The organism is Allobosea sp. TND4EK4 (assembly GCF_900156025.1).
Lineage (GTDB): Bacteria > Pseudomonadota > Alphaproteobacteria > Rhizobiales > Beijerinckiaceae > Allobosea.
Genome location: NZ_FTMO01000001.1, coordinates 1,006,015 through 1,028,828, shown reverse-complemented (window position 1 = coordinate 1,028,828; position 22,814 = coordinate 1,006,015). Strand labels below are relative to the sequence as shown.

Annotated in this window: 20 protein-coding genes and 1 tRNA gene; 7 read left to right on the top strand and 14 right to left on the bottom strand. The window is 67.1% G+C overall.

Annotated features, from left to right (window positions below; all coding sequences use genetic code 11):
• The gene (locus tag BW981_RS04915) at positions 1-3,111 is read left to right on the top strand and encodes a DEAD/DEAH box helicase (protein ID WP_076436627.1); all 3,111 of its coding nucleotides are present in this window, start codon (positions 1-3) and stop codon (positions 3,109-3,111) included.
• Positions 3,112-3,137: 26 nt separating this feature from the next.
• Here the strand turns inward: BW981_RS04915 and BW981_RS04910 are convergent, their stop codons facing one another.
• The 7 genes from BW981_RS04910 to BW981_RS04880 all read right to left on the bottom strand — a co-directional run bounded on the left by BW981_RS04910 (position 3,138) and on the right by BW981_RS04880 (position 9,327).
• Positions 3,138-3,452, bottom strand: coding sequence for a hypothetical protein (locus tag BW981_RS04910; RefSeq protein WP_076436625.1), 315 nt, complete (start codon positions 3,450-3,452; stop codon positions 3,138-3,140).
• Entirely contained in the window at positions 3,449-3,646 is a 198-nt protein-coding gene (locus tag BW981_RS04905) for a hypothetical protein (RefSeq protein ID WP_076436624.1), read from the bottom strand. Before BW981_RS04905 ends, BW981_RS04910 begins: the two co-directional genes overlap by 4 nt.
• Entirely contained in the window at positions 3,643-4,053 is a 411-nt protein-coding gene (locus tag BW981_RS04900; protein WP_076436881.1) for a helix-turn-helix domain-containing protein, read from the bottom strand. Before BW981_RS04900 ends, BW981_RS04905 begins: the two co-directional genes overlap by 4 nt.
• A gap of 93 nt (positions 4,054-4,146) precedes the next feature.
• Positions 4,147-5,721, bottom strand: a complete 1,575-nt coding sequence (locus BW981_RS04895; protein WP_083712147.1) for a site-specific integrase — start codon at positions 5,719-5,721, stop codon at positions 4,147-4,149.
• A 93-nt stretch (positions 5,722-5,814) separates the two neighbouring features.
• A tRNA-Thr gene (locus BW981_RS04890) sits at positions 5,815-5,889 on the bottom strand.
• A gap of 211 nt (positions 5,890-6,100) precedes the next feature.
• Positions 6,101-6,808: a ligase-associated DNA damage response endonuclease PdeM gene (gene pdeM, locus BW981_RS04885; protein ID WP_244560211.1), complete on the bottom strand. Its 708-nt coding sequence runs from the start codon at positions 6,806-6,808 to the stop codon at positions 6,101-6,103.
• Positions 6,805-9,327: a ligase-associated DNA damage response DEXH box helicase gene (locus BW981_RS04880; protein ID WP_076436620.1), complete on the bottom strand. Its 2,523-nt coding sequence runs from the start codon at positions 9,325-9,327 to the stop codon at positions 6,805-6,807. Before BW981_RS04880 ends, pdeM begins: the two co-directional genes overlap by 4 nt.
• A gap of 200 nt (positions 9,328-9,527) precedes the next feature.
• Between BW981_RS04880 and BW981_RS04875 the strand changes: the two genes are divergently transcribed.
• On the top strand, positions 9,528-10,205 hold the full coding sequence (locus tag BW981_RS04875; protein ID WP_076436619.1) for a ZinT family metal-binding protein: 678 nt from the start codon (positions 9,528-9,530) through the stop codon (positions 10,203-10,205).
• A 609-nt stretch (positions 10,206-10,814) separates the two neighbouring features.
• On the opposite strand, the gene BW981_RS04870 is transcribed toward BW981_RS04875, so the two are convergent.
• Positions 10,815-11,774 (bottom strand): methyltransferase domain-containing protein, encoded by a 960-nt coding sequence (locus BW981_RS04870; protein ID WP_076436617.1) that lies wholly within the window; start codon positions 11,772-11,774, stop codon positions 10,815-10,817.
• Between the two features lie 23 nt (positions 11,775-11,797).
• Here BW981_RS04870 and BW981_RS04865 point away from each other — a divergent pair, with 23 nt between their 5' ends.
• Positions 11,798-12,886 (top strand): ligase-associated DNA damage response exonuclease, encoded by a 1,089-nt coding sequence (locus BW981_RS04865; RefSeq protein WP_076436615.1) that lies wholly within the window; start codon positions 11,798-11,800, stop codon positions 12,884-12,886.
• A gap of 7 nt (positions 12,887-12,893) precedes the next feature.
• On the opposite strand, the gene BW981_RS04860 is transcribed toward BW981_RS04865, so the two are convergent.
• A complete protein-coding gene (locus BW981_RS04860) occupies positions 12,894-13,664 on the bottom strand; it encodes an SGNH/GDSL hydrolase family protein (RefSeq protein WP_076436613.1) in 771 nt (256 codons plus the stop codon).
• A 72-nt stretch (positions 13,665-13,736) separates the two neighbouring features.
• Here BW981_RS04860 and BW981_RS04855 point away from each other — a divergent pair, with 72 nt between their 5' ends.
• The 3 genes from BW981_RS04855 to BW981_RS04845 all read left to right on the top strand — a co-directional run bounded on the left by BW981_RS04855 (position 13,737) and on the right by BW981_RS04845 (position 16,772).
• A complete protein-coding gene (locus BW981_RS04855) occupies positions 13,737-15,443 on the top strand; it encodes a cisplatin damage response ATP-dependent DNA ligase (RefSeq protein WP_083712146.1) in 1,707 nt (568 codons plus the stop codon).
• Positions 15,444-15,591: 148 nt separating this feature from the next.
• The gene (locus BW981_RS04850) at positions 15,592-16,272 is read left to right on the top strand and encodes a response regulator transcription factor (protein WP_076436611.1); all 681 of its coding nucleotides are present in this window, start codon (positions 15,592-15,594) and stop codon (positions 16,270-16,272) included.
• A 245-nt stretch (positions 16,273-16,517) separates the two neighbouring features.
• On the top strand, positions 16,518-16,772 hold the full coding sequence (locus BW981_RS04845; protein WP_076436610.1) for a DUF6460 domain-containing protein: 255 nt from the start codon (positions 16,518-16,520) through the stop codon (positions 16,770-16,772).
• Positions 16,773-16,805: 33 nt separating this feature from the next.
• Here the strand turns inward: BW981_RS04845 and BW981_RS04840 are convergent, their stop codons facing one another.
• The 4 genes from BW981_RS04840 to BW981_RS04825 all read right to left on the bottom strand — a co-directional run bounded on the left by BW981_RS04840 (position 16,806) and on the right by BW981_RS04825 (position 20,437).
• Positions 16,806-17,876, bottom strand: a complete 1,071-nt coding sequence (locus BW981_RS04840; protein WP_076436608.1) for a ligand-gated ion channel — start codon at positions 17,874-17,876, stop codon at positions 16,806-16,808.
• Positions 17,873-18,838 (bottom strand): cache domain-containing protein, encoded by a 966-nt coding sequence (locus BW981_RS04835; protein WP_083712145.1) that lies wholly within the window; start codon positions 18,836-18,838, stop codon positions 17,873-17,875. The genes BW981_RS04840 and BW981_RS04835 overlap by 4 nt, the downstream gene beginning before the upstream one ends.
• A 111-nt stretch (positions 18,839-18,949) precedes the next feature.
• Positions 18,950-20,038: a quinone-dependent dihydroorotate dehydrogenase gene (locus BW981_RS04830; RefSeq protein ID WP_076436604.1), complete on the bottom strand. Its 1,089-nt coding sequence runs from the start codon at positions 20,036-20,038 to the stop codon at positions 18,950-18,952.
• A gap of 54 nt (positions 20,039-20,092) precedes the next feature.
• The gene (locus BW981_RS04825) at positions 20,093-20,437 is read right to left on the bottom strand and encodes a DUF952 domain-containing protein (protein ID WP_076436603.1); all 345 of its coding nucleotides are present in this window, start codon (positions 20,435-20,437) and stop codon (positions 20,093-20,095) included.
• Between the two features lie 165 nt (positions 20,438-20,602).
• Here BW981_RS04825 and BW981_RS04820 point away from each other — a divergent pair, with 165 nt between their 5' ends.
• Positions 20,603-21,232 (top strand): S24 family peptidase, encoded by a 630-nt coding sequence (locus BW981_RS04820; RefSeq protein ID WP_076436600.1) that lies wholly within the window; start codon positions 20,603-20,605, stop codon positions 21,230-21,232.
• 130 nt (positions 21,233-21,362) lie between these two features.
• Here the strand turns inward: BW981_RS04820 and BW981_RS04815 are convergent, their stop codons facing one another.
• Positions 21,363-22,811 (bottom strand): sensor histidine kinase, encoded by a 1,449-nt coding sequence (locus tag BW981_RS04815; protein ID WP_139333610.1) that lies wholly within the window; start codon positions 22,809-22,811, stop codon positions 21,363-21,365.
• Positions 22,812-22,814 lie beyond the last annotated feature (3 nt).

Here is a 22,814-nt window from a genome sequence, read left to right as displayed (position 1 = left end):
ATGAACTTCGACTTCGCATCGACCCAGGACGCCGTCACGCTGACCCTGTGCCCTGACAAGTCGGGGCTTCTGGGGCGCATCTTCGGCAAGGCTTCGTCTCGCGATCTCGAAAACCTGCCGCCCCAAGAGCGCGACCTCCTACTGGCGATCGGCGATCTTCGTGCGCTCGGCGAAGAGATGCCGGGCTCGCTCAAAATCAGCGCCGGTGAGATCGTCATGTCGCACCGGCTCGTGGCTTCGCTCGACGGTGAGACCGCACGGACGCTCGGCCTGCCGCCGCTGGTCGACCTGACGCTAAAGACCGATGTCGAAGGCATGATCGGCGGCCCGAACTTCCGCCTTCGTTACGAATGGCAGCGCCATGGCAAGCGCCAGCCCGTCGAGAGGCAAGGATCGATCCTTAATCCACGCGGGATGGCGCAGCGCATTCCGGTTTGGCTGATGGACGCGATCGACGTCGCCGACGAATTCGAGAGCGGTCGCGGTGATGTTGGCCACTGGCAGGCTCTCGCTAAATTCCGTCAGGCACTGGATCCAGGCGTCACGGTCGCTGACGCCAACGCGGCGGCGCGCGTCTCGATGACAGACTTCCTGGCAGGGCTGGAGGTCCGCCTGGCGGACCGCTTCTCCATAGCGCCGACTGACGCGGGCGACGATTTCGAGGTCGTGCCGTTCTCTGGACAGTCGATCAGGGAGGCTGGCTTCGCGGAGGACGCGGAGGGGGTTCCCGAGACGGCCGGCGAGTTATCCGGCGAGGCGCTGCGGACGTTCCAGAGGCGGGTGCGGGAACGGGGGGCGCTGCCGGCCTTCCGGCTGGCGCCAGGCAGCTTCCTCGTCATCGACAAGGCCGCGACGACGGTGCTGGAGACCATGGCGCAGGTGCAGAAGGAGTCTGCAGTCGATCGCACAGCCTTCGTGCGTAACCCCCGGGCGCGGATCACGCAGGCCATCGAAGAAGACCTCCGGAAGATGGGACGTCTGGAGGGGTTGTCGCCCGAGGCGGAGGAGGAGGCGATCGAGGCAGCCGCCGGCCCTGCCTTCGTCGAGACGCAGGAGTTCTCGGAGCGCGTCGTCGGCATCAAGGTCTTCGAGAAGGCCGCGCAGGAGATCCCTGCCGGCAGCACGACATGGTTGCCTGAGAACTTCGCGCAGAAGCTGGCCGAACATCTCGCTGGGATGTCGGACCCGGACCTGGCCTCGCTGCGTGAGCGTGTCGCGAGCGCCATAGCGGCCGGAGAGCCAGATGTTCCTGTGGGCGATGTCGCGTTGCCGGCACGCCAGGAGGCGCTGAACTTGATCGATCAGACGAGCGCCGCCCGCGCTGCGCAGCAAAGTCCTGACGAGCCAGAGGCAGAGGCCTCGGAGCCCGGCAGGAGGGGGCCGTTCGTTCTCGACACCCTCGAAAACACCGACGAACTGCGCTGGCAGGCGAAGTTGCAGCCACGCCGGGCTTCCATCGGCGACGAACCACCAGCGATCATCCAGACACCGCTCAAAGCGCATCAGATCGACAGCTTCCGCTGGCAGGTCAGCGCCTGGCAGGCCGGTTTGCCCGGTATCCTGAACGCCGACGAACAGGGACTCGGCAAGACCCTCCAGACCATCGCCTTTCTCGCCTGGATGAAGGACCACATGGCGACGGCGACGGATGGTGCGCGCGGGCCGGTGCTCGTGGTGGCACCGACATCGCTGTTGCAGAACTGGGAGCAGGAGGTCGAGCGCCACCTGCGCAAGCCCGGACTCGGACATCTCATCCGCCTCTACGGCGGCAGCACCCAAGCTCGCAAGCAGTCCGGTGTGTCGGGGCGCGACACTGACACCGGCGAAGCCAAGCTCGACCTCGAGTTCTTGAAGGAGGCTGTGGCTGAGGGGCGTGCTCATCGCTTCTGGGTGCTCACCACCTACACGACGCTCTGCAACTATCAGCATTCCCTGCAGCGCATCCGATTCTCGGCCGTGGTCTTCGACGAGATCCAGACGCTCAAGAACCACGCCAGCCTTCGCGCGAAATCGGGACGCTCGGTCAATGCCGATTTCCGTGTCGGTCTGACGGGCACGCCAATCGAGAACCACGTTGTCGATCTATGGTCGATCATGGACATCCTCGGCGGCGACATGCTCGGCACGCTCGATGACTTCAGGCAACGCTACGCCGCGACCGACAAGGACACGATGGCGGATCTCCACGCTCGGGTGTTCAAGGCGGCAGGTAAGTTGCCGCCGCTGGGGCTGCGGCGCCTGAAGCAGGACGTGGCTCAGGATCTCAAGCCCAAGCAGAGACGCATCCATCCGCGTCTCATGCCCCCGCCGCAGGAGGCCCATTACGAGGATGCCAAGCTGAAACTCGCCAGTGGCGGCCTGGGCGCAGCGCTGAAGGCGTTGCATCATATCCGGAGCGTATCCGTCCATCCCGCGCTGCAGGCGGCCAGCGACAACGCCGGCTTCATCAATGCGTCAGCGAGACTGCAGGCGACCTTCGACATCCTCCGCGATATCGAAAGGCGGCAAGAACGTGCCCTGGTCTTCATCGAGCACCGCCAGATGCAGTATCGGTTCATTGAGCTGGTGCGGTCGGAGTTCAAGCTCAGCCGGATCGACTTGATCAACGGTGACACGCCGATTCCGCAGCGTCAGGCCATCGTGAACCGCTTCCAGCAGCATCTCGACAGAGATGGAGGTTTCGATCTGCTGGTGCTCGGGCCAAAGGCCGCTGGCACAGGGCTGACGCTCACGGCCGCCACGCACGTCATTCATCTATCCCGCTGGTGGAACCCCGCCGTCGAGGAGCAGTGCAATGACCGGACACATCGGATCGGGCAGAAACAAAGCGTGACGGTCCACGTGCCAATGGCGATCCATAGCGGCTACCGCGAGCACTCTTTCGACTGCCTGCTGCAGAGCCTGATGCAGAGAAAACGAAACCTGGCCCAGGCCGCTCTCTGGCCCATGGGCGATACGTCGGACGATACCGGCGAACTTCAGCGGATATTGCTGAGCGGGGAAGCGAAGACGGGCGGAGATCCACTGCGTTCGGCCATAGCCGCAATGTTCGAGCGCGACCGTTTCCCGGCGCCGGTGTTCGGCCTGGATGGTTCTGTCGCAGTCAATTAGAGGCTGCCGCTCGTTCCCAGTTCAGGCTACTCTGGCAATTGCCGCCGAAGACGCTTCAGCGCCTTGCTGGGTGGCAGCGCGGTCCTCACTTCACCATCGGTCACCAGGACGAAATACCTTTCGTAAAGTCGCCGGTTGCGAATCGAGTAGACGGCGCTCTTAGTCGACCTCCGCAGGATAAGTGGGGCCCTGCCGGAGGCAATGTCCTTGAGCATCTCCGAGAATTCGCCAGGGGCGAGAACGATGTTGTAGCGTTCCAGGAGCCGGCGGTGGAAGTGCCAGTGGCGCTCCGGGATCGACTTCCCGAGCCAGCGCGTATCGAAGCCAATGTCGCTGCTCATCGCGCGGTTCCAAGGCCGACCGGCTCGAAGATCCGACGCAACTTCTGGACGCGCTCGAGCGTAGGCGCAGGGTCCGAGTCCCAGGATGCCAGTCGGATCACTTCCAGCCAGAAACGTTCGTTGGGCGAAAGAGGGCGCAGGTCCGGCCGCTGCACGTGCTGCCAGTCCTTGCTCATGCTGGCCGTGGATGTCATCGACCGAAGATCCCACGAATGGCCGAGCGTCCCCTGGAAGTAAGACCCGGGTTACTATCGTCCGATGCGCGCCGGATCTCCTCAAGCCAGGCGGCCTCGTTCTCGGTGACCAAGACCCCGAAGATCTGCCTGATGGCCTGCTCGGTAGTGTTTTTGTCGAGCTGTTCAAGAGCGAGGATGAACAGCATGACGGGGTCGCATTCGAGCGCCTTGGCGAGGCTCGCCACGCGATCGAGGGGCAACTTGCTCGCGCCGTTCTTGATCATCGCGAGCATATTGGGGCTGATGAAGCCGGCCTCGCTCGCAATCATGATCTGGGTCTTGCGGGGCCTGAGCTCGAGGATCCGCTTCTCGATATAACTGGGCAGGCGGGTATCGGCGAAAGGTCGGCTCACAAGTCGTTTCATGCTCTGAGTCATTGATCTCATCGTTGTGATGTCGTCGATGACTGATTTATAGCTCCCAATTTGATGGGATTTCGTAATTAGTGTCGGGGTATATCAGATTTCATAGTATGGATATTTGAGTATGGCCTTGTGTTTTGCTTTAAGAGTCACGTCGCCGTAGCTGTCGCCGGCCGTTTTTCCAGCATGACCCTGGATCGCATCTAAGATCCTGTCGGAGATTTCCAGCTCCTGACCGATGGTTTTGAAGCGGTGTCGCCAACCATGGCTGGGACTGACACCCTCCGGAACGACCTCAAGCCTCTGCAGCCATTGGCTGATGCGCCCGGACACAGTTCGTGCCTTGGACAGGGAAGAGCCACCTTCACGTGTCGCGTAGAACAGCGGTCCATCTTCAGACGATTTGACGAAATCGAGGAAACCCAGGTCCAAGATCTGCGGGTGAAGCGGGACGTCCCGATAGCCCCCGGCCTTCACCGTCCCAGCGTCGGGTGTGATCCTGATTACGGCTAAACCGTCGTCTATGCGGCAGTCCTTCTTCCGCAGCTGCGTAATCTCCGTGATCCGAGCTCCGCTGAAGGCGCAGAGCAACGGCGCCCATTGCTTGGCCGATGTCGTATGAATAGCCTCACGGTTCGCGGGATTATCCTGTTCCGCTGGCACATAGGCGCGTGAGGCCTTCAAGACTGCCGTCGCTTCGGCGAGTGTGTAACCCTGCTCACGATTGAGTTTCTGCTTTGGAACGTCCTGTCTGACCTGGTCTGCAACATTGGCGTCGAGACGATCGTTCGCGACTGCCCAGGATAGCACGGTGCGGACGGCGGCAAGATAGACGTCAGCCACGGTCTTAGGAGCGAGCGTCTTCAAGAGCTCGTCGCGCCAATTCAGCAGGTTTTGCTTGGTCAGGCGTCGGGCATCTTCATGACCGATCGCCTTGCGCAGATTGCGGAACACGGGTCCCCAGCGACGATCAGCCTCGGTGCCCTTGCCTACAAGCTTCCTGGCGGCAATGTAATCGGCCAAAAGGGTCCGGAGCGATACAGGGGGCGTTTCATCGGGCGGTGCGACTGCATTCGCGATCAAGGGGTATGTCGGCGTGCCGGTAAAGTCGCCATCGTCACGCTCAGCGACACGCGACAGTGCCTCGTATTCTGAGACGCACATCGCCCAGGCTAGGGAACGCCATTCGCTAGTGCCGAATTCAGCTGTTGTGTTGCCGAGCCGGCGGAAGCGCTCGATCCGAGCTCCTACGAGCTCGTGCAACTCCGCATCGCTCAGTCGACCGGCGATGCCTTCCTTGAAGCGAGCGGCATAGCCGTCGTCCACGCTGCCGATAAGAGCGTATCGATGATCCGTGCGCCTTAACTCCTCGTCGAAGGCAATGCGGGACTGGTAGTTGCGGAGCGCTAGCTGATCGATGGTCAGAGGATATCGTCCCGGCGCGATGGGTCGTTGGCCTGCCTCAGCAGCACGGCGTTCTGCAAGTGCGATTTCGTGCTGGAGCAGAGCGACAGCGCCGTTGAGGCGCTTGATGGCTTCTTTGCGGTCAGGCCCCAGTGCGGTTCTTAGCTCTGACTTTCCGCCAATAAACGGCCGCAGTTTGGGAGGGACAACCAGGCGGGCGAAATAGCGACCGTCCCGGTTGAGCAGATATCGAACTGTGCCGGCCACGCCGCATCACCTGATTTGTTACGAGCTTTGTAACGTCAGAATGAGCGAAAGGTCCGCGCCGTCAAGGGTTCCAGCCATATCAAGGAGATAGGCTGGTGCTGCGAGAGAGGATTGAACTCTCGACCTCTCCATTACCAATGGAGTGCTCTACCACTGAGCTACCGCAGCAGGTCCGGCGGCCGGGGCGCGTCGCGGTCGCGGTGAAGCGGTTGCGGGCGTGGCGTCGTTCCGAAGCGGCGCCCTGATGCCACATGCGCGGGGCGGACGCAACCCGTTCGGTGGCGCGCGCAGGATGCCGGACAGGAATTTTGCCACGGTGCCGCGCCGGACGGGATCCACCACGACCGGCGCTCCCTAGAGATCGCGAAAAACCGGCGGTTCAATCCGGCAGCAGCAGCCGCGGGTCGATGCGGAACAGGCGCCCGTCGCCGAGGAGATGGGCGCTCAGCCCCTCGCGGAACAGGGGGCGGAAGGCCGCGTCGCGCAAATTGAGCCCGCCGGCATAGGCGCCCATCGCCGGCATCACGCAGCGGCGGGGCGAGAGCGCAAAGCAGCGGCGGCGCAGCGCCCGGCCGCGCATCCTGAGCTTGGCGGCCGGGTGCAGATGGCCGGCGACCTCGTAGCCCGTCTCGACCGGGTCGGGCTCGTGGCGGAACGTGACGCCGCCGAGCACGATCGCATCGGCGCTCTCGCCGCCGACGCGGGCGCCGACCGCCGGATCGTGGTTCCCGGTGATCCAGAGCCAGTCTCGGCCCTGCTGCATCAGATGCAGCGCCGCCAGCGTCTGGGGCGCCAGCCGCGCCTCCGCCTGCCGGTCGTGGAAGGAATCGCCGAGCGCGATCACCCGCGCCGGGCGCAGCCGCAGGATCGCGGCCGAGAGCGCGGCCAGCGTCGCCGTGGTGTCGTAGGGCGGCAGCATCACGCCGCGCATGGCGTAGGCGGAGCCTTTTTCGAGGTGCAGGTCGGCGACCACCAGCGTCCGCTCCTCCGGCAGAAAGAGAGCGCCGGAGAGATCGGGCACGATCGCGAGCCGGCCCAGCATGAAGGCCTCGCGCGTCGTCATCGGGACGGCCGCTGCTGCCGTCACGCCATCGCCTCTTCGGTCAGCATTGCCTCTGCTTCCGCCAGAATCTCGTCCGCCGCCTCGCCATGGACCGCCTCGCGCCCGATCTCGAGCATCACCGAGACGCCGAGCGGCGAGACATGATCCAGCGGCTGATGAATGATTCGGCCGCTGATTCGTGTCAGCATCTCACCCAGCCGGCGAATGTCGAGCAGGCCCGTCGCCGCATCGGCCCGCGCGGCCTTGAGCAGGATGTGGTCCGGCTCGTGCCGGCGCAGCACGTCGTAGACGAGGTCTGTCGACATGGTGACCTGCCTTCCGTTCTTTTCCTGGCCGGGAAAGCGGCGCTCGATCAACCCCGCGATCACCGCGCATTGCCGGAAGGTTCGCTTCATCAGCGCCGATTCCGCCAGCCATTCCTCCAGGTCGTCGCCCAGCATGTCCTGCGCGAACAGGTCGTCGAGGTCGAGCGCGCCGCGCGCGATGGCGGCGCTCATGTCGCCCAGCGCCCAGCAGGCCATGCCGTAATCGTTGCAGACGAAGCCGAGCGGGCGCATCCGCGCGCGCTCCAGCCGCCGCGTCAGCAGCATGCCGAGCGTCTGGTGCGCGAGCCGGCCTTCGAAGGGGTAGGCGACGAGGTAGAAGCGCCCGGCGCGCGGAAAGGTCTCGACCAGCAGTTCGCCGGGCTGGGGCAGGCGCGATTTCAGCCTCTGCGCGTGCAGCCAGCTCGCCACCTCCTCCGGCAGGCTGTGCCAGAGCTCCGGCGAGGCGAGCATGGCGCGCACGCGGGCGGCCAGGAAGGTCGAGAGCGGGAACTTGCCGCCGGCATAGGAGGGCACCTTCGGGTCGGTGCCGGGCGAGGCGCGCGAGCACAAAGCCTCGTTCTCATGGATCCCCTCGAAGCGCAGCACCTCGCCGGCGAAGACGAAGGTGTCGCCGGCCACCATGGTCTCGGCGAAATACTCCTCGATCTCGCCGAGCACGCGCCCGCCGCGGGGGAGCATGCCGGCAGCCTTCGGCACTGGAGAATGGCCCGGCCGGCCGGCCCGCGACCGGCCGAGCCGCACCTTGAGCATGGTCGATTCGACGATGGTGCCAACATTCATGCGGTATTGCTGGATCACCTTGGCGTTGCTGGCCCGCCACAGGCCGGCCTTGTCCTGACGCAGCTTGGCGAAGCGCTCATAGCTCTTCAGCGCATAGCCGCCGGTGGCGACGAAATGCACCACCGCATCGAAATCCTCGCGCGTCAGATCGGCATAAGGAGCGGCGGTGCGGACCTCTTCATAGAGCGCATCGGCCTGGAATCCGTCCGAGCAGGCGACGCCGAGCACATGCTGGGCCAGCACGTCGAGCGCGCCGAGACGCGGGGCGGGCGTGTCCTGCGCCGCCTCGTGGACCGCCTCCAGCGCCGCGCGGCATTCCAGCATCTCGAAGCGGTTGGAGGGCACCAGCAGCGCCTGCGAGGGCTCGTCCATGCGGTGGTTGGAACGGCCGATGCGCTGCATCAGCCGGCTCGCGCCCTTGGGCGCGCCGAGATTGACGACGAGGTCGACATCCCCCCAGTCGATGCCGAGGTCGAGCGTCGCGGTGCAGACGACGGCCTTCAGCCGCCCGGCCGCCATCGCCGCCTCGACCTTGCGGCGCTGGGTGGCGTCGAGCGAGCCGTGATGCAGCGCGATCGGCAGGCTGTCCTCATTGAGGGTCCACAGGGCCTGGAAGGCGAATTCCGCCTGCATGCGGGTGTTGACGAAGACGAGGGTGAGCTTGTGCGCGCGGATCGCCTCGTAGATGTCCGCCATTGCATGCTGCGTGGTGTGGCCGGCGATCGGCAGGCGGCGCTCCGTATCGAGCAGGCCGATGCGCGGCTTGGCCCCGCCCGCCACGGTGACGAGCCCGGCCGGCGTCTCGGCGCCGCCGAGATAGCGCTGCAGATCGGCCGGCTCGCGCACCGTGGCCGAGAGCCCCACGGCCGAGACCTGCGGCGCCAGCGCCTTCAGCCGCGCGAGGTCGAGAGCCAGCAGGTCGCCGCGCTTGGAGGTGACCAGCGCGTGCAGTTCGTCGAGCACGATGCGCTTCAGCGAGGCGAAGAACGGCGCCGCGTCGCGATGGGAGACCAGCAAGGCGAGCTGCTCAGGCGTGGTCAGCAGGATGTCAGGCGGGCGCTGGATCTGGCGGGTCCGCTTGGCGGCCGAGGTGTCGCCCGTGCGGGTCTCGATCGTGATCGGAAGGCCCATTTCGCGCACGGGGGCATCGAGATTGCGGGCGATGTCGACCGCCAGCGCCTTCAGCGGCGAGATGTAGAGCGTGTGCAGCCCGTCGCCTTGGGCTTTGCCACCGGCCTTGCCCTCCCGCCCGGCCAGCTCGACCAGCGAGGGCAGGAAGCCCGCCAGCGTCTTGCCGGCCCCTGTCGGGGCGACCAGCAGGGTGGAGCGTCCCGCGCGAGCCTCCTCCAGCAGCGCGAGCTGATGCGGCCGCACGCTCCAGCCGCGACTCTGAAACCAGGCCTCGAAGGCGGGGGGAAGCGGGGAGGGGGCGGCCATGCCCAGCGAAGATAGGGCGGGGTGGCGGGGAACGAAAGGGGAATGGCCGTGGAGTTCGCTGACGGCTCGTGGCGGGCCGTGGTTCCCGCGCTCGTCTTGCGCCGCGTGCCTCACGCACATCTTGACATGTTATATCATAACATTTCATTGAGGCTGCCCGCGGGCCCATCCTGGCCGGCCCGCTCGAAAGGACACGAGGCATGCTGACGATCATCTCCAGACCCGCTCGCGCGATTGCCCTGGCTTGCACCGCGCTCCTTGCAGGAAGCCTCGTCGCCGCAGGGCCGGCTTGGGCCAGGTCGACGAGACACGATCACGCCCACGGCCACGCCCATGGCGCAAACAGCGAGATCTACAACGGCTACTTCAAGGACGATCAGGTCAAGCCGCGAACGCTTGAAGACTGGGAAGGCGAGTGGCAGTCCGTCTACCCTTATCTGCTCGACGGGACGCTGGATTCGGTCATGGCCGACAAGGCGAAGCACGGTGGCAAGAGCGCCAGTGAATACCGGGCCTATTACGAAGCGGGGTACAAGACCGATGTCGACAAGATCGTCATCGCAGGCAGCAGCGTGACCTTCTTCCGCGGGAAGCAATCGGCCAAGGCCAGTTATGTGACGGATGGCTACGAGGTCCTCACCTACCCCAAGGGCAATCGCGGCGTGCGCTTCGTCTTCAGGAAGGCGGATGGCGACGAGGCGGCTCCGCAATTCATCCAGTTCAGCGATCACAATATCGCACCGGAAATCGCGGATCATTACCATCTCTATTGGGGCAATGACCGCGCCGCGCTGCTGAAGGAACTCACCAACTGGCCCACCTATTACCCGGCGGATCTGACGGGCAAGCAGATCGTCAAGGAAATGCTGGCCCATTGAGCGAGGCTGCGGCCCTGCGCAGGATCTGCCGCCCCGGCATATGGAAGCGGCTGGACTGAAGCCCGCTGATTTCGCCCGGGCATACGAGGTCATCCCGGACCGGTGCGGCGTCGCCGCTTCTCCGGGATGACGGTGGGGTTCCGTGCGAGATCGAATTCGACGGCGCGGACTTATCCCCGCCAGCCGCTCCGCCCTTATCCTCGCGCCGTCCCGCCCGACCAAGGGGGCTTCGCGAGGCATCGTGCGGCCGGGCTGGATGCGGTGTTTCGGGTTTCGCGCCATCATGCGGGTGGCCTTGATCCGGAGGGGTTCTCGCCGCCGGGCTGAACAGGCAGGCCCGGTTTCGCCCTGGCGAACAACCTCACAAGACAACCGCGCGCGGGGTTTCGGGCGGGGCCGGCAGGCGCCGCATCGACTTCGACACTCGACATCGACATCGGCACGCGGCCAAAACCGCGCGCCGCCCTTAACCCCGCGCATCCCCTTGGGATCGCCCCATCCGAAACCCCGCGGCGACAGCCGGACGGGGCTTTCGGTGCACGCTCTCCGTTGGTCCGGCTCAGGCCTGCTCCTGCCCCGGAACGTCCGGGCCGGAAGGACCGGCCCCGCTCACCGCCGCTCGGCCACCACCAGCAGCCCCGGCACGGGCGTTCCGCGATCCTGCCGCGTGCTGGCGGGCTCGAGGAGCAAGGGTGTGAGCCCGGCTTCGTCCAGCCTCTGTCGCAGCCAGCCTTCCGCATGCGCGAACCGCCGATCCTCGCCCACGATCACGCCTTCGCCCGGGTGGGTCTGCACGGTGAAGGCCAGAAGCCCGCCGGGCTCCAGCACCCGCGCGCTCTGGCTGAAGCAGGGGGCGAGCTCCCCGACATAGACAAAGACATCCGCTGCGACCACGAGGTCGGCGCTCCGGTCGGGCCGGCTCGCCAGATAGGCGGTGAGCCCCGCCACCGAGAGCTTGTCGTAGAGCGGTGCGCCATCGACGCCGATCTTGGCGCGGGCCCGCTCGATCATGCGGGGGGAGAGGTCACAGCCGGCGAGGAAGCCCGCCTGCTCCTGGATCGCCTCGCCCATCAGCCCCGTGCCGCAGCCCAGATCGAGCACCATGTCGAACCGGAAGGGCCGGCCGGCGTTGCTGCAGCAGCGCACCAGCCCGTCCTTCAGCAATTCGGGTGCGTTGTAGCGCAGGGTCTGGGTGAGATGGCTGTCGAAGCGGTCGGCATAGCCGTCGAAGAGGGCACCGGAGAAATTCTCCGAGGTCGCCTGCTCGGCCGCGAGCGCGCCGATGCGGGCAAGGTCGAGCCTTGCGCCGAAATGGTCGTTGGGGTCGAGGTCGAGGCACTGCCGCCAGGCGGTCGCCGCGTCCTCCCGCTGCCCCAGCGCCTCCTTGGCGAGCCCGTAGAGATGCCAGGCGGCGGTGAAGTGATAGGCTTCCGCCAGGGTCTGGTCGAGGATTTCGGCGGCGGCCTGCGGGTCGCCATCCCTGAGCGCCGCCTCGGCCCAGGCGTAGCGCCGGTCCAGCGCCGGGTTCCCGGACGAGGCGAAATGCGTGTTGAGGCCCTTTTCCGTCATGTCCGGGGATTTATCTGAGGAGGATGACACTGACCAGACAAAGTGCCCGGGCCGGACAAGGCGCCCGCTGGCGACCGTCCGAATTGCTGCTGCCGACGCCGGCCGGGCTCTATTGCCCGCCGGCCGACATCCATATCGATCCGGTGCGGCCGGTGGCGCGCGCGCTCATCACCCATGGCCATTCCGACCATGCCCGCGCCGGCCATGGTGCCGTGCTGGCGACGCGCGAGACGCTGGCGATCATGGCGCTGCGTTATGGCGAGGGCTTCACGGATACGCGGCAGGTCGCGATTCCCGGCGAGACGACGCGCATCGGCGAGGTCGATTTCCGCTTCGTGCCGGCCGGCCATGTCCTCGGCTCGGCGCAGATCGTCGTCGAGAGCCGCGGGCTGCGCATCGTCGCCTCCGGTGACTACAAGCGCGAGCGCGACCCGACCTGCGCCGGATTCGAGCCGGTGCCCTGCGACATCTTCATCACCGAGGCGACCTTCGGCCTGCCGGTGTTCCGGCATCCGCCAGCCTCGGGCGAGGTCGCCAAGCTGCTCGAATCGGTTCGCCTCTTCCCGGAACGCACCCATATCGTCGGGGCCTATTCGCTGGGCAAGGCGCAGCGTGTCATGGCCCTGATCCGCGAGGCCGGCTACGAGCGGCCGATCTACATCCACGGTGCCGTCGAGAAGATCACGGAGTTCTATCAGGCCGAAGGCATCCCGCTCGGCGAGATCCGCAAGGTCGTCGCGGCGGAGCGCAAGAGCCTCGGCGGCGAGATCGTCATCTGCCCGCCCAGCGCCACGCAGGATTTGTGGGCGCGCCGCTTCCCCGATCCCGTCACCGCTTTCGCCTCCGGCTGGATGCGGGTGCGCGCACGGGCCCGGCAGAAGGGCGTCGAGCTGCCGCTGGTCGTCTCCGACCATGCCGGCTGGGACGATCTGCTGGCGACGATCCGGGAGGTTCAGGCCGGCGAGATCTGGGTCACCCATGGCGAGGCCGAGGCGCTCGTCCACTGGTGCGGCACACAGGGACTCAAGGCCAAGCCCCTGCACCTCGTCGGCTATGGCGACGAGGGCGAGGCTGAAGCCGAAGGGGAGGCGGCGGATGCTCCGGCCGCCTGAGTCACGCTCAGCGCGACTGCGCCATCACCGGGCGGGTCGGCGTGGCCATCTCGGTCAGCGAGAGCGCCATGTCGCGCGCCAGGCAATCATAGCCGGCATCGCTCATATGGAAGCCGTCGGTCCAGAGAGCCGCCTTGAAGGCCTCGGCATCGGCGCGATGCCATTGGTTCATCGCCTCGTAACGCGCGAAGACCGGCACGCCCTCGCGCCGCGCGACTTCGCCGACCGCCGCGACATAGGTCGCGTAGCGCTCGGGCTCCTTCATCGAGGGGAAGAACTGCGGATCGAGGATCGCGAGAGCAGGGCCTGCCTGCTTCACCAGGGCGATGCCATCGCCGATCATCGCGCGGAAGGCGTCGAGATCGCCGCCCCTGATCGCGTCGTTGGTGCCGACCTGCCAGATCACCAGGTCGTAATGCCGCTCGGCGAGCAGGGTCTTCAGGCGGGCGAGGGTCTGCGGGGCGATCTCACCGCCGATCCCGGCATTGGCGATCTCGACCCTGGATTTCGGCCAGGCCTTGCCGAGCAGCGCCTGGAGACGGGCCGGATAGGTCCTGTCCTTGGCGCTGGCGCCGATGCCTTCAGTGGAGGAGGAACCGATCGCGAGGATGGCGAGCGGCTGGCCCTGCGCGACGCGCCTCCCGACGGAGGCCAGAACGGCGCTGGAGCGCACGATCGGCGTCTCTCGGCAGGAAAAGCCGGACGCCTGGGCGACGGTCCCGGTCATCAACGTGGCGGCGAGAGCAGGCAAAGCGAGAAGCCGCAACGCGGTGCGCATCAAGTTCGATCCCCGACAGCCATCTCGTTCTATCCCCCCGCCGGTAATATTTCGTTCATGAATGGCGTCTGAATGATCGACAGCAAGGAACGGGCCGGTAACGAAGAGGCTCCCGGCGAGCCGCAGGAGGGCGACGGTCTCAACCGCTTTGCCTGGCTGCTCGACCGGCTGGCCTATGAGCCGCGCCGCAACGGCAAGCTCGCGCTGATCGCCAACTATCTGCGCACCACGCCCGATCCCGACCGCGGCTATGCGCTGGCGGCGATGACGGGCGGATTGTCCTTCCGCAATGCCAAGGCCGGTCTCATCCGTGCGCTGATCGCGGAGCGCACCGACCCGGTGCTCTTTGCGCTCTCTTACGATTATGTCGGCGATCTCTCGGAAACCGTCGCGCTGATGTGGCCGGCGAAGCATGGCGCCAACGCCGTTCCGCATCTGCCGGAGGTGGTCGAGGCCCTGCGCGAGGCCGGCAGGACCGACCTGCCGCGCCTCGTCGCCTCCTGGCTCGATGCGCTCGACGAGACCGGCCGCTGGGCGCTGCTGAAGCTGATCACGGGTTCCCTGCGGATCGGCGTCTCCGCCCGGCTGGCCAAGACCGCCGCGGCGAGCCTCGGCGGCATCCCCGCCGACGAGGTCGAGCATGTCTGGCACGGGCTGGAGCCGCCCTATGTCGAACTCTTCGCCTGGCTGGAGGGCAGGGGGCCCCGGCCGGAAGCGACGGACCCGGCCCCGTTTCGGCCCGTCATGCTCTCCCATCCGCTGGAGGATGGCGATTTCGACAAGCTCGATCCGGCCGAGTTCAGCGCCGAATGGAAATGGGACGGCATCCGCGTCCAGGCCGCGAGCGGGCTGAGGGAGGACGGCAGCCGCGTCACGCGCATGTATTCCCGCACCGGCGAGGACATCGCCGGCGCCTTCCCCGATCTCATCGAGGAGCTGACGCAGGACGGAGCCGTCGACGGCGAATTGCTGGTGATGCGCGAGAGCACCGTGCAGAGCTTCAACACCCTGCAGCAGCGGCTGAACCGAAAGGCGGTGACGGCCCGGATGCTGGGCGAGTTTCCGGCCCATATCCGTGTCTACGACCTGCTCGTGGATGGGCAGGAGGATATCCGCCATTTGCCTTTCGCCGAGCGGCGCCAGCGGCTGGAAGCCTTTCTCTCGCGCCTCGCCAGCCCGCGCTTCGACCTCTCGCCGATCATCCCCTTTGCGAGCTGGGAGGCGCTGACGGCCGCCCGCGCCGATCCCGCCTCGGCGGGCGCGGGGGCCGATGCCGATGCCGTCGAGGGCTGCATGATCAAGCGGCTGGACTCGCCTTATCTGCCCGGCCGTCCGAAGGGCTATTGGTGGAAGTGGAAGCGTGACGCCAGGCTCGTCGATTGCGTGCTGATGTATGCCCAGCGCGGCCACGGCAAGCGGTCCTCCTTCTATTCCGACTACACCTTCGGCGTCTGGCGCGTCGGGGAGGAGGGCGGTCTCGAGCTGGTGCCGGTGGGCAAGGCCTATTTCGGCTTCACCGACGAGGAGCTGATCGAGCTCGACAAATATGTCCGCAAGCACACGCTGAATCGGTTCGGGCCGGTCCGCGAGGTCACGCATACGGCGCAGAGCGGGCTGGTCTTCGAGGTCGCGTTCGAGGGTTTGCAGCGCTCGACGCGGCACAAATCCGGGGTCGCGATGCGCTTTCCCCGCATCAACCGCATCCGCTGGGACAAGCCGCCGAGCGAGGCCGATCATATCGAGGTGCTGGAGGCGATGCTGCCGCGCGACGCCTCCTGACGCAGGGCGCGCTCCGCTGAACCGGCCCCGCTTTCGACTTTCGTCGCGGCGGGGGTGCTGGCAGAGCGCTTGCAACCCTGCCGCGACGGTGGTTGAGATCGGCTTCGCCTCTCGCCAGAATGGGGCACGCAGGAACGGAGCCGGCGCGATGAGCAAGCAGCCCTCGACGAGGATCGTCATCGCCGACGACCACCCGCTGTTTCGCGGCGCGCTGCGTCAGGCCGTCTCCCATGCGCTCGATGGCGCCGATGTCAGCGAGGTCGGCTCGCTGGAGGCCCTCACCGAGACGCTGGCGACCGGCGGCGACGCCGATCTCGTCCTGCTCGACCTGACGATGCCCGGCGTGCAGGGCTTTTCCGGCCTGCTCTTCCTGCGCGCCGACCATCCCGAGATTCCCGTCATCGTCGTTTCTGCCAATGACGATCCGGCCGTGATCCGCCGCTGCATCGAATTCGGTGCCCTTGGCTTCCTGCCGAAGACGGCCGATGTCACGCAGATGGGCGAGGCGATCCGCTCCGTGCTCGATGGCGGCGTCTGGACCCCGCCCGGCGTCGATCTCTCGGCTCCGGTCGATGCCGAGATCGCGGACATGGTGCGCCGCATGTCGACCCTGACCCCGCAGCAGGTGCGCGTGCTGATGATGCTGTCCGAAGGACTGCTCAACAAGCAGATCGCCTATGAGCTCGGCGTCTCGGAAGCGACCGTGAAGGCCCATGTCTCGGCCATCCTGACCAAGCTCGACGTGGACAGCCGCACCCAGGCCGTGATCGCCGCCTCCAAGATCGCCGGCACCGCCTGGGCGACGACGGGTGCGTCGGCGACGGCGTAACGCGTGTTTCCGTAGAACCTCCGCGTCATCCCGGACAAGCCGCGAAGCGGCGCCGATCCGGGAACCATGCCTGAACTCTGCCGTCGGCGTTCCGGAATGAATCCCGGGTCTCCCTTTGGTCGCCCGGGATGTCCAAGCTACTCGGCATCGCCGTTCAGCCGCCATTCAACCGCGGCGGGTTTCAGGTTAAGACGTCGCGCGACAGCCCCGCTTCCTTGGGGCGCAACAGAACGGCCCTTGCTTCCATGGAACGGTTTCTCGGCGGCTCGCCGCTCGGCGTCCTGATCCGCCTGATCTTCATCTCGCTGCTGGTTGGCGCGGTGATGGCCTTTCTCGGCCTCTCGCCGTGGTCGCTCTACGACTCGGCCATGCGCTTCCTGCGCTCGATCACGGGGCTGGGCTTCGGCGCGGTGCGCGAGGTCGGGCAATGGATCGTGGCGGGCGCGCTGATCGTCGTCCCGCTCTGGCTGATCAGCCGATTGTTCGCGGCGCGGCGCTGAGCCGCGCGACGGGTTTTCGGTTCGCCGCGCTCCTCAGGCCGGCAAGGCCCGGACGGCCGCGCCGACGCAGATGATCAGCATCATCGCCGGCAGCGCCCAGCGCAGGTGCCAGCGCACATCGGCCGCGTGTCCGGCCCAGCGAAAGCCGGGATGCCCGACGGCGACCGAGAGGGCGATCTCGAACATCAGCACCGCCACGAGGTAGAGATAGCCGAGCGAGATGATCTCGGCGACCGGCGTGTTCAGCGAGATCGAGCCCGGGAAGGATGATTCGAAGGTGAAGCTGATCGCCGCCAGCGCCAGCAGCGAGGAGAAGATCAGCCCGCCCTTGTCCTGCTCCTTCAGCCCCGGCGACCACAGCACGAAGAGCGAGACGGCCAGGACCGCCAGGATCGGCACGAAGACGCGCAGCAGGTAGCGCTCCGAATAGCGCGCGATCGTGACGGTCGCGTTGAGCCGCGAATAGGACCGGGCGTTCCAGCCGATGGCGAGGTCGTTGCTGAAGCGCAGCCCGATCGGCCGCCAGTCGACGACGGAAAGTCCGCTTTCCAGCCCGGAGAAGGGCCGGTCGGCCTCGGTCGTCAGCACGATGGCCTCCTGCTGCGCATAGCGCGGCAGCGACAGGGTGATCGCGAGATTCTGCCGGTCGAAGGGAAAGGCGTCCATGTTCATCCGGAAACGGAAATCGCTCTCGAAGCGCTCGATGAGCACGGCATCGCCATTCGCATGGACGGACAGCGCCACGGTCCGCGCGTCCTTGTCGCCGATCTGGTTGTCGAGCGAGAGCCCCGGCGACCAGATCGTCTTGAGGTATTCGTCCGCCTCCTCCCCGACGCGATCGTCCCGGCCGAGGCCGCGGGCCACGGCGTCGAAGGCGAGGCGAGGGTCGGACCAGCGCTGCGTCAGTTCGAGATGAAGCCGGCCCTGCCCGGTGACCTCCTTGATCTCGAGGATATTGAGCACGCGCAGCCCGACATGAACCCGCACCGGCAGTCCCGCCGCTTCGGGCAGCGAGGTTTTGCCGGAGCTCGCCGGTTCGCCGGCCGCTGCACCTTGCAGCAGGCCGAGCACGAGCAGCGCGATGATGAGCCAGAGGCGCGTCATGCCGCGGGGCGCCGGTGCCGGGCCAGCACGAGGAAGCCGATGAAGCTCAGGATGCCGCCGCAAAGCGCGATGACCCAGAGCTCGGTCCCGAGGCGGCGCCATTGCGAGCCGGTGTCCTCCTTCATCATCAGCACCGTGCCGACGAGCTTTCCGGAGAAGTCCACGAGCGGCTGGCTCATGAAGGCATAGCTGCGCTCGCCGATTTGCCTTTGGCCGATCTCGACGTCCCGCAGGGGCCTGACCGTCTGCGAGCGGAGCAGAGCAAGGAAAAGCGGCTCGTCCGTCGAGGCCATGACGGTGAACTCGCCGACGGCCGGGAGCTTGGGGTCGAGGGCGACGCCCGCCAGCGAGGCGCTCGACACCACCGCGATCTCGCTGTTCGTCGTCGTCTTGACGAGTTCGATCAGGGGACGCAGGTCGAGCCCGACTTCCATCGTGCCGAGCAGGCCGCTGCCGTTCTGGACCACGGCGACGCCCCGGATGCCGATTCCCGCCACCCCGATTTCGACGCCGGTCTGGGCGCGCTGGAGGCGGTTCGCGGCGACGATCATCGCCCGGAAGGAGGAGATGTCGTCGCCATGCTGATCGGGCCGATGCATGCGCAGGAGGTAGCGCAGATCCTTGCCGTGATAGCCGAAGATCTGCACGCCGGCCTGCCGGCTGAGATAGCTGTAGGCCTCCGTGGAGAGCGCCTGCAGCCGCGCGCGGTCGCCGGCCGCCAAGGCATCCCGGACCTGGTCGTTGCGGGCGAAGGATTCAGCCAGCGACAGCGAGAACTTCGCCGCCTGGTCGAAGCTCGACTCGAGCAGGCTGCCCACGAGCCGCATCTGCGCCTCGCGGCTTTGCGAGGCCGCCTGGTCCAGGCTCCGATGCTGGTGCCACAGCATGGCTCCCAGGACGAGCGCGACGAGAAGTGCGGGCAGGCCTGCGATCAGCAGGCGCTTCCTCGAAGATGACCCCACGGATGATGCCCTCACAGCCGGCCGCGGCGGGGATCGTTCCCGCTGCGCAGCGTGGCGATAATCGAGAGGCAGCCCTCCGGCAAGAGCCGCTGCCGCAGCGGTAGCCGCGGGTCAGGCCTCGCCGCGCGCGATCACCGCGGCGTCGCGCCCGACCAGGGCGTTGAGCCGCGACAGGCCGGCTCGCCTTGCCTTGGTTGCCAGCCCGGCCTTGATCTCCTTCGCCAGGCCCGGCCCCTTGAACACCATCGCGGAGTAGAACTGCACCAGCGTGGCGCCCGCGCGGATCTTGGCGAAGGCGGTCTCGGCGGAATCGATCCCGCCGACGCCGACGAGCGGAAACTGCCCTTCGACGCGCAGGAAGGTCTGCGCCAGGATGCGGGTCGAGGCTGCAAAGAGCGGCTTGCCGGAAAGCCCGCCCGTCTCGGCCCTGGCCGGGCTGAGAAGGCTCGCCGGCCGGGCGATCGTCGTGTTCGAGACGACCATCCCGTCGATGCCGCGCCTGCGGGCGACGGCGACCATCCCGTCGAGCTCCGGCAAGGTGAGGTCGGGCGCGATCTTGAGCAGGATCGGCGTGCGCTTGCCGCTGCCGGATACCGCCTCGTCCCGTGCCGCGAGCGTCCGCGCCACCAGATCGTCGAGCGCGTTTTCCGCCTGCAGGTCGCGCAGGCCCGGCGTGTTGGGGGAGGAGACGTTGATCGTCAGGAAATCGGCCAGGGGCGCCAGCCGCCGGGCCAGGATGGCATAGTCGGCGGCCCGGTCCGCAGAGTCCTTGTTGGCGCCGAGATTGATGCCGACGATGCCGCCACGCCCCTGCCGCGCGACGAGCCGCTTCGCCACCGCCTCCATGCCCTCGCTGTTGAGGCCGTAGCGGTTGATGACGGCCTCGTCCTCGATCAGGCGGAAGACGCGGGGGCGCGGGTTGCCCGGCTGCGGCAGGGGCGTCACCCCGCCGGCTTCGACAAAGCCGAAGCCCAGGCCCAGGGCGCCGTCGACCGCTTCCGCATTCTTGTCGAAACCGGCGGCGAGCCCGACCGGATTGGGGAAGGACAGGCCGAAGGCCTCGGTCGCGAGCACCGGGTCGTCGGCTCCGGGCCTGAGCGCCGGGGCCGCCGCCAGCGCCGTGACCGTCAGCCGATGCGCCGCCTCCGCATCCATGCGGTGGACGAGAGGGCGGGCGAGGGCGAAGAGATGGGACAGCATGACGGGCGCTTTAGCGCGGCGGACCGGCGAACGGTACGGATTTTTCGTCGCGGCTCATGCTGGCAGGTCGGCCGGAAAGACGTGGCCATCCCTGCCGACCGGCAATGGCTCGATCCAGCGCGCGCAGGCGGGGTCGAACGTTCCATGGAGATGCGGGAACAGCGCGCCGCCGCGTGAAGGCTCGTAGCGCAAGGCCGGGCCGAGCTTCGCATCGTCGAGTGCGATGAGCAGAAGCCCGTCCTGCCCGGCAAAATGCCGCCGCGCGGTCTCGCGGACCTGTTCGGCGGTCGAGAAATGGATGTAGCCATCGGCCACATCGACCGGGGCGCCGAGGAAGCGCCCGTCCGCTTCGGCTTCGGCCCAGAGCGATGCGGGGCATATCTTGTAGATCAGCGTCATGTCGGACCCGTTGGGCAGCGGTTTGGCTCGACATAGGCACTGGCAGGAGGTTCAGGCAAGCGCCTCCCGAATCATGGCAAGAATCGGATTGAAATCTTATCAAATAGGGGATATTTCCTACGACAAATCCCCGCCCTGCGGCATGAGCGATGCGAGGCCTGCGCGATGCTGTCACATGACCAGATCTGGGGAGCGATCGACACGCTCGCCCAGCGCTACGGCTTCACCGCCTCCGGCCTCGCCCGCAAGGCCGGGCTCGACGCCACCACCTTCAACCGCTCGAAGCGGGTGGCGCCGGACGGGCGCGAGCGTTGGCCCTCGACCGAGTCGATCGCCAAGATCCTGGCCGCGACCGGGGCTTCGCTTGACGAGTTCATGAGCGTCGTTCTCCGGCGCGAGACGGCCCCGGCCCGCACCATTCCGCTGATCGGCTTCGCCCAGGCGGGCTCCGGCGGCTTCTTCGACGATGGCGGCTTTCCGGTCGGCACCGGCTGGGAGGAGGTCGCCTTCCCCGGCACCGCCGACGAGAAGGCCTATGCGCTGGAGGTATCGGGCGATTCCATGCTGCCGCTCTACCGCGATGGCGACACCATCATCGTCTCGCCGACCGCGGCCGTCCGGCGCGGTGACCGCGTCGTGGTGAAGACCAACGATGGCGAGGTGCTGGCCAAGCAGCTCAAGCGCCAGACGGCGAAGACGATCGAGCTCGCCTCGCTCAATCCGGAGCACGCCGACAGGGTGCTCAACCTCGCCGACATCGCCTTCATGGCCCGCGTGATCTGGGCGAGCCAGTAGCCTCTGCGGCGGCCGGCTTCCCGTCATCGCGAGCGCAGCGAAGCAATCCAGGGAAACTGGGTGGAACCGTTTTGCCGGTCCTCCTGGATCGCTTCGTCGCTGGCGTTTCCCGCAATGACGAATGGCCGTGTCAGACCCGCGGCGCCGGCAGCACCACCTTGAACACAGCCCCGACCGGGGAGGCTTCCAGCTCGATGTTTCCGCCATGGAGCCGCACCAGCTCGGCCGCGATGGCGAGGCCAAGGCCCGTGCCGCCGGGCGTGACCGAGCCGCGGAACGCCTGGAACAGGTTGGCCCGCGCCCGCTGCGGCACGCCGGGCCCGTTGTCGATCACCCGTAGCGCGACGCCGTTCACGACGAGCGCCGCGGCGATGGTGAGCGTAGGCTGCGCATCGTCGGCTGCCCCGGCCTGCACCAGCGCCTGCGACGCGTTGCGCATCAGGTTGGTCAGGACGCGGGCGATCTGGTCGGGATCGCAAGGAACGATAAGATCGGCCGGCACCTGGTTGTCGAAGCGCAGCTGGCGGTTCTCCGGCAGGCCCAGCAGTTCGGCCTGTTCGGCCACGAGCTGGCGCAGTCCCACCGGCCGGATCGCGGGCGTCGCCTCGGCCGCACGGCCATAGGCGAGGGTCGCCTGGCAGAATTCGATGGCGCGCCCGAGCGTCGCGATCAATCGCGGGGCGAAGCGGCGGATCTTGGCGTCGCGCGTGTCGACCAGCTGGTCGGACATGAGCTGCGCCGCCGCCAGCATGTTGCGCAGGTCGTGGTTGATCTTGCTGACCGCGAGGCCGAGCTCGGCGAGGTGCTTCTTGGTCCGCAATTCCTCGGCGAGCGTCATCTGCATGCGCGCCAGCGCGCGCTCCGCCTCGCCGATCTCGTCGGCGCGCAGCGAGGGGGCGATGATCCGTTGCGGGTTCTCCGGATCGGCCTCGAATTCCATGACATTGGCGGCCAGATGCCGGATCGGCCCGACGATCATTGCGTTGAGTGCGACATAGACCGCGATGGCGGTCAGCACGGTGAGGAGGAGCGAGATCAGCAGCAGGCTCCAGGAGAACTTCAGCATCGCGCGGCGCAAGGGCGCCTCGTCGATCACGATCTCGACGAAGTCGGCGCCGCCGACCGCTTCGCCGACGACGCGGATCGGCATCGTCGCGGGGACGACCAGAACCGCGACGGCCTGCTCGATCGCGCCCAGCCAGTCGAGCGTGCGCAGGTCGACCGAGCGCGAAACCTCCGGCGGCGGCATCGAATCGAGGCTGAGCAGGCGCCGTGCCCCGCCGATGCGGGCCGCGATGGCGCGGGCGCCGACGCCCATCAGCAGGCGGTTCTCGCTGCCCTCCGGCAGCCCGTCCTCCGGCGCGCCTTCGAGGACCAGCGCCGCGACCTGCGCGGCGGCGATGCGGTCGGTCAGCCAGTTGCGGCGGAAATTCGCGATCGAGGGGAAATAGATCAGCGCCTCCGCCAGCATGACGAAGAGCACGGTCACCAGCAGCAGCTTGGCCGACAGGCCGAGCCGCGTCAGGCTGCGCGGCATGCTGATCGAAAGCGGGCGGGCGTGAGGCTCTGGCTGAGGCATCCG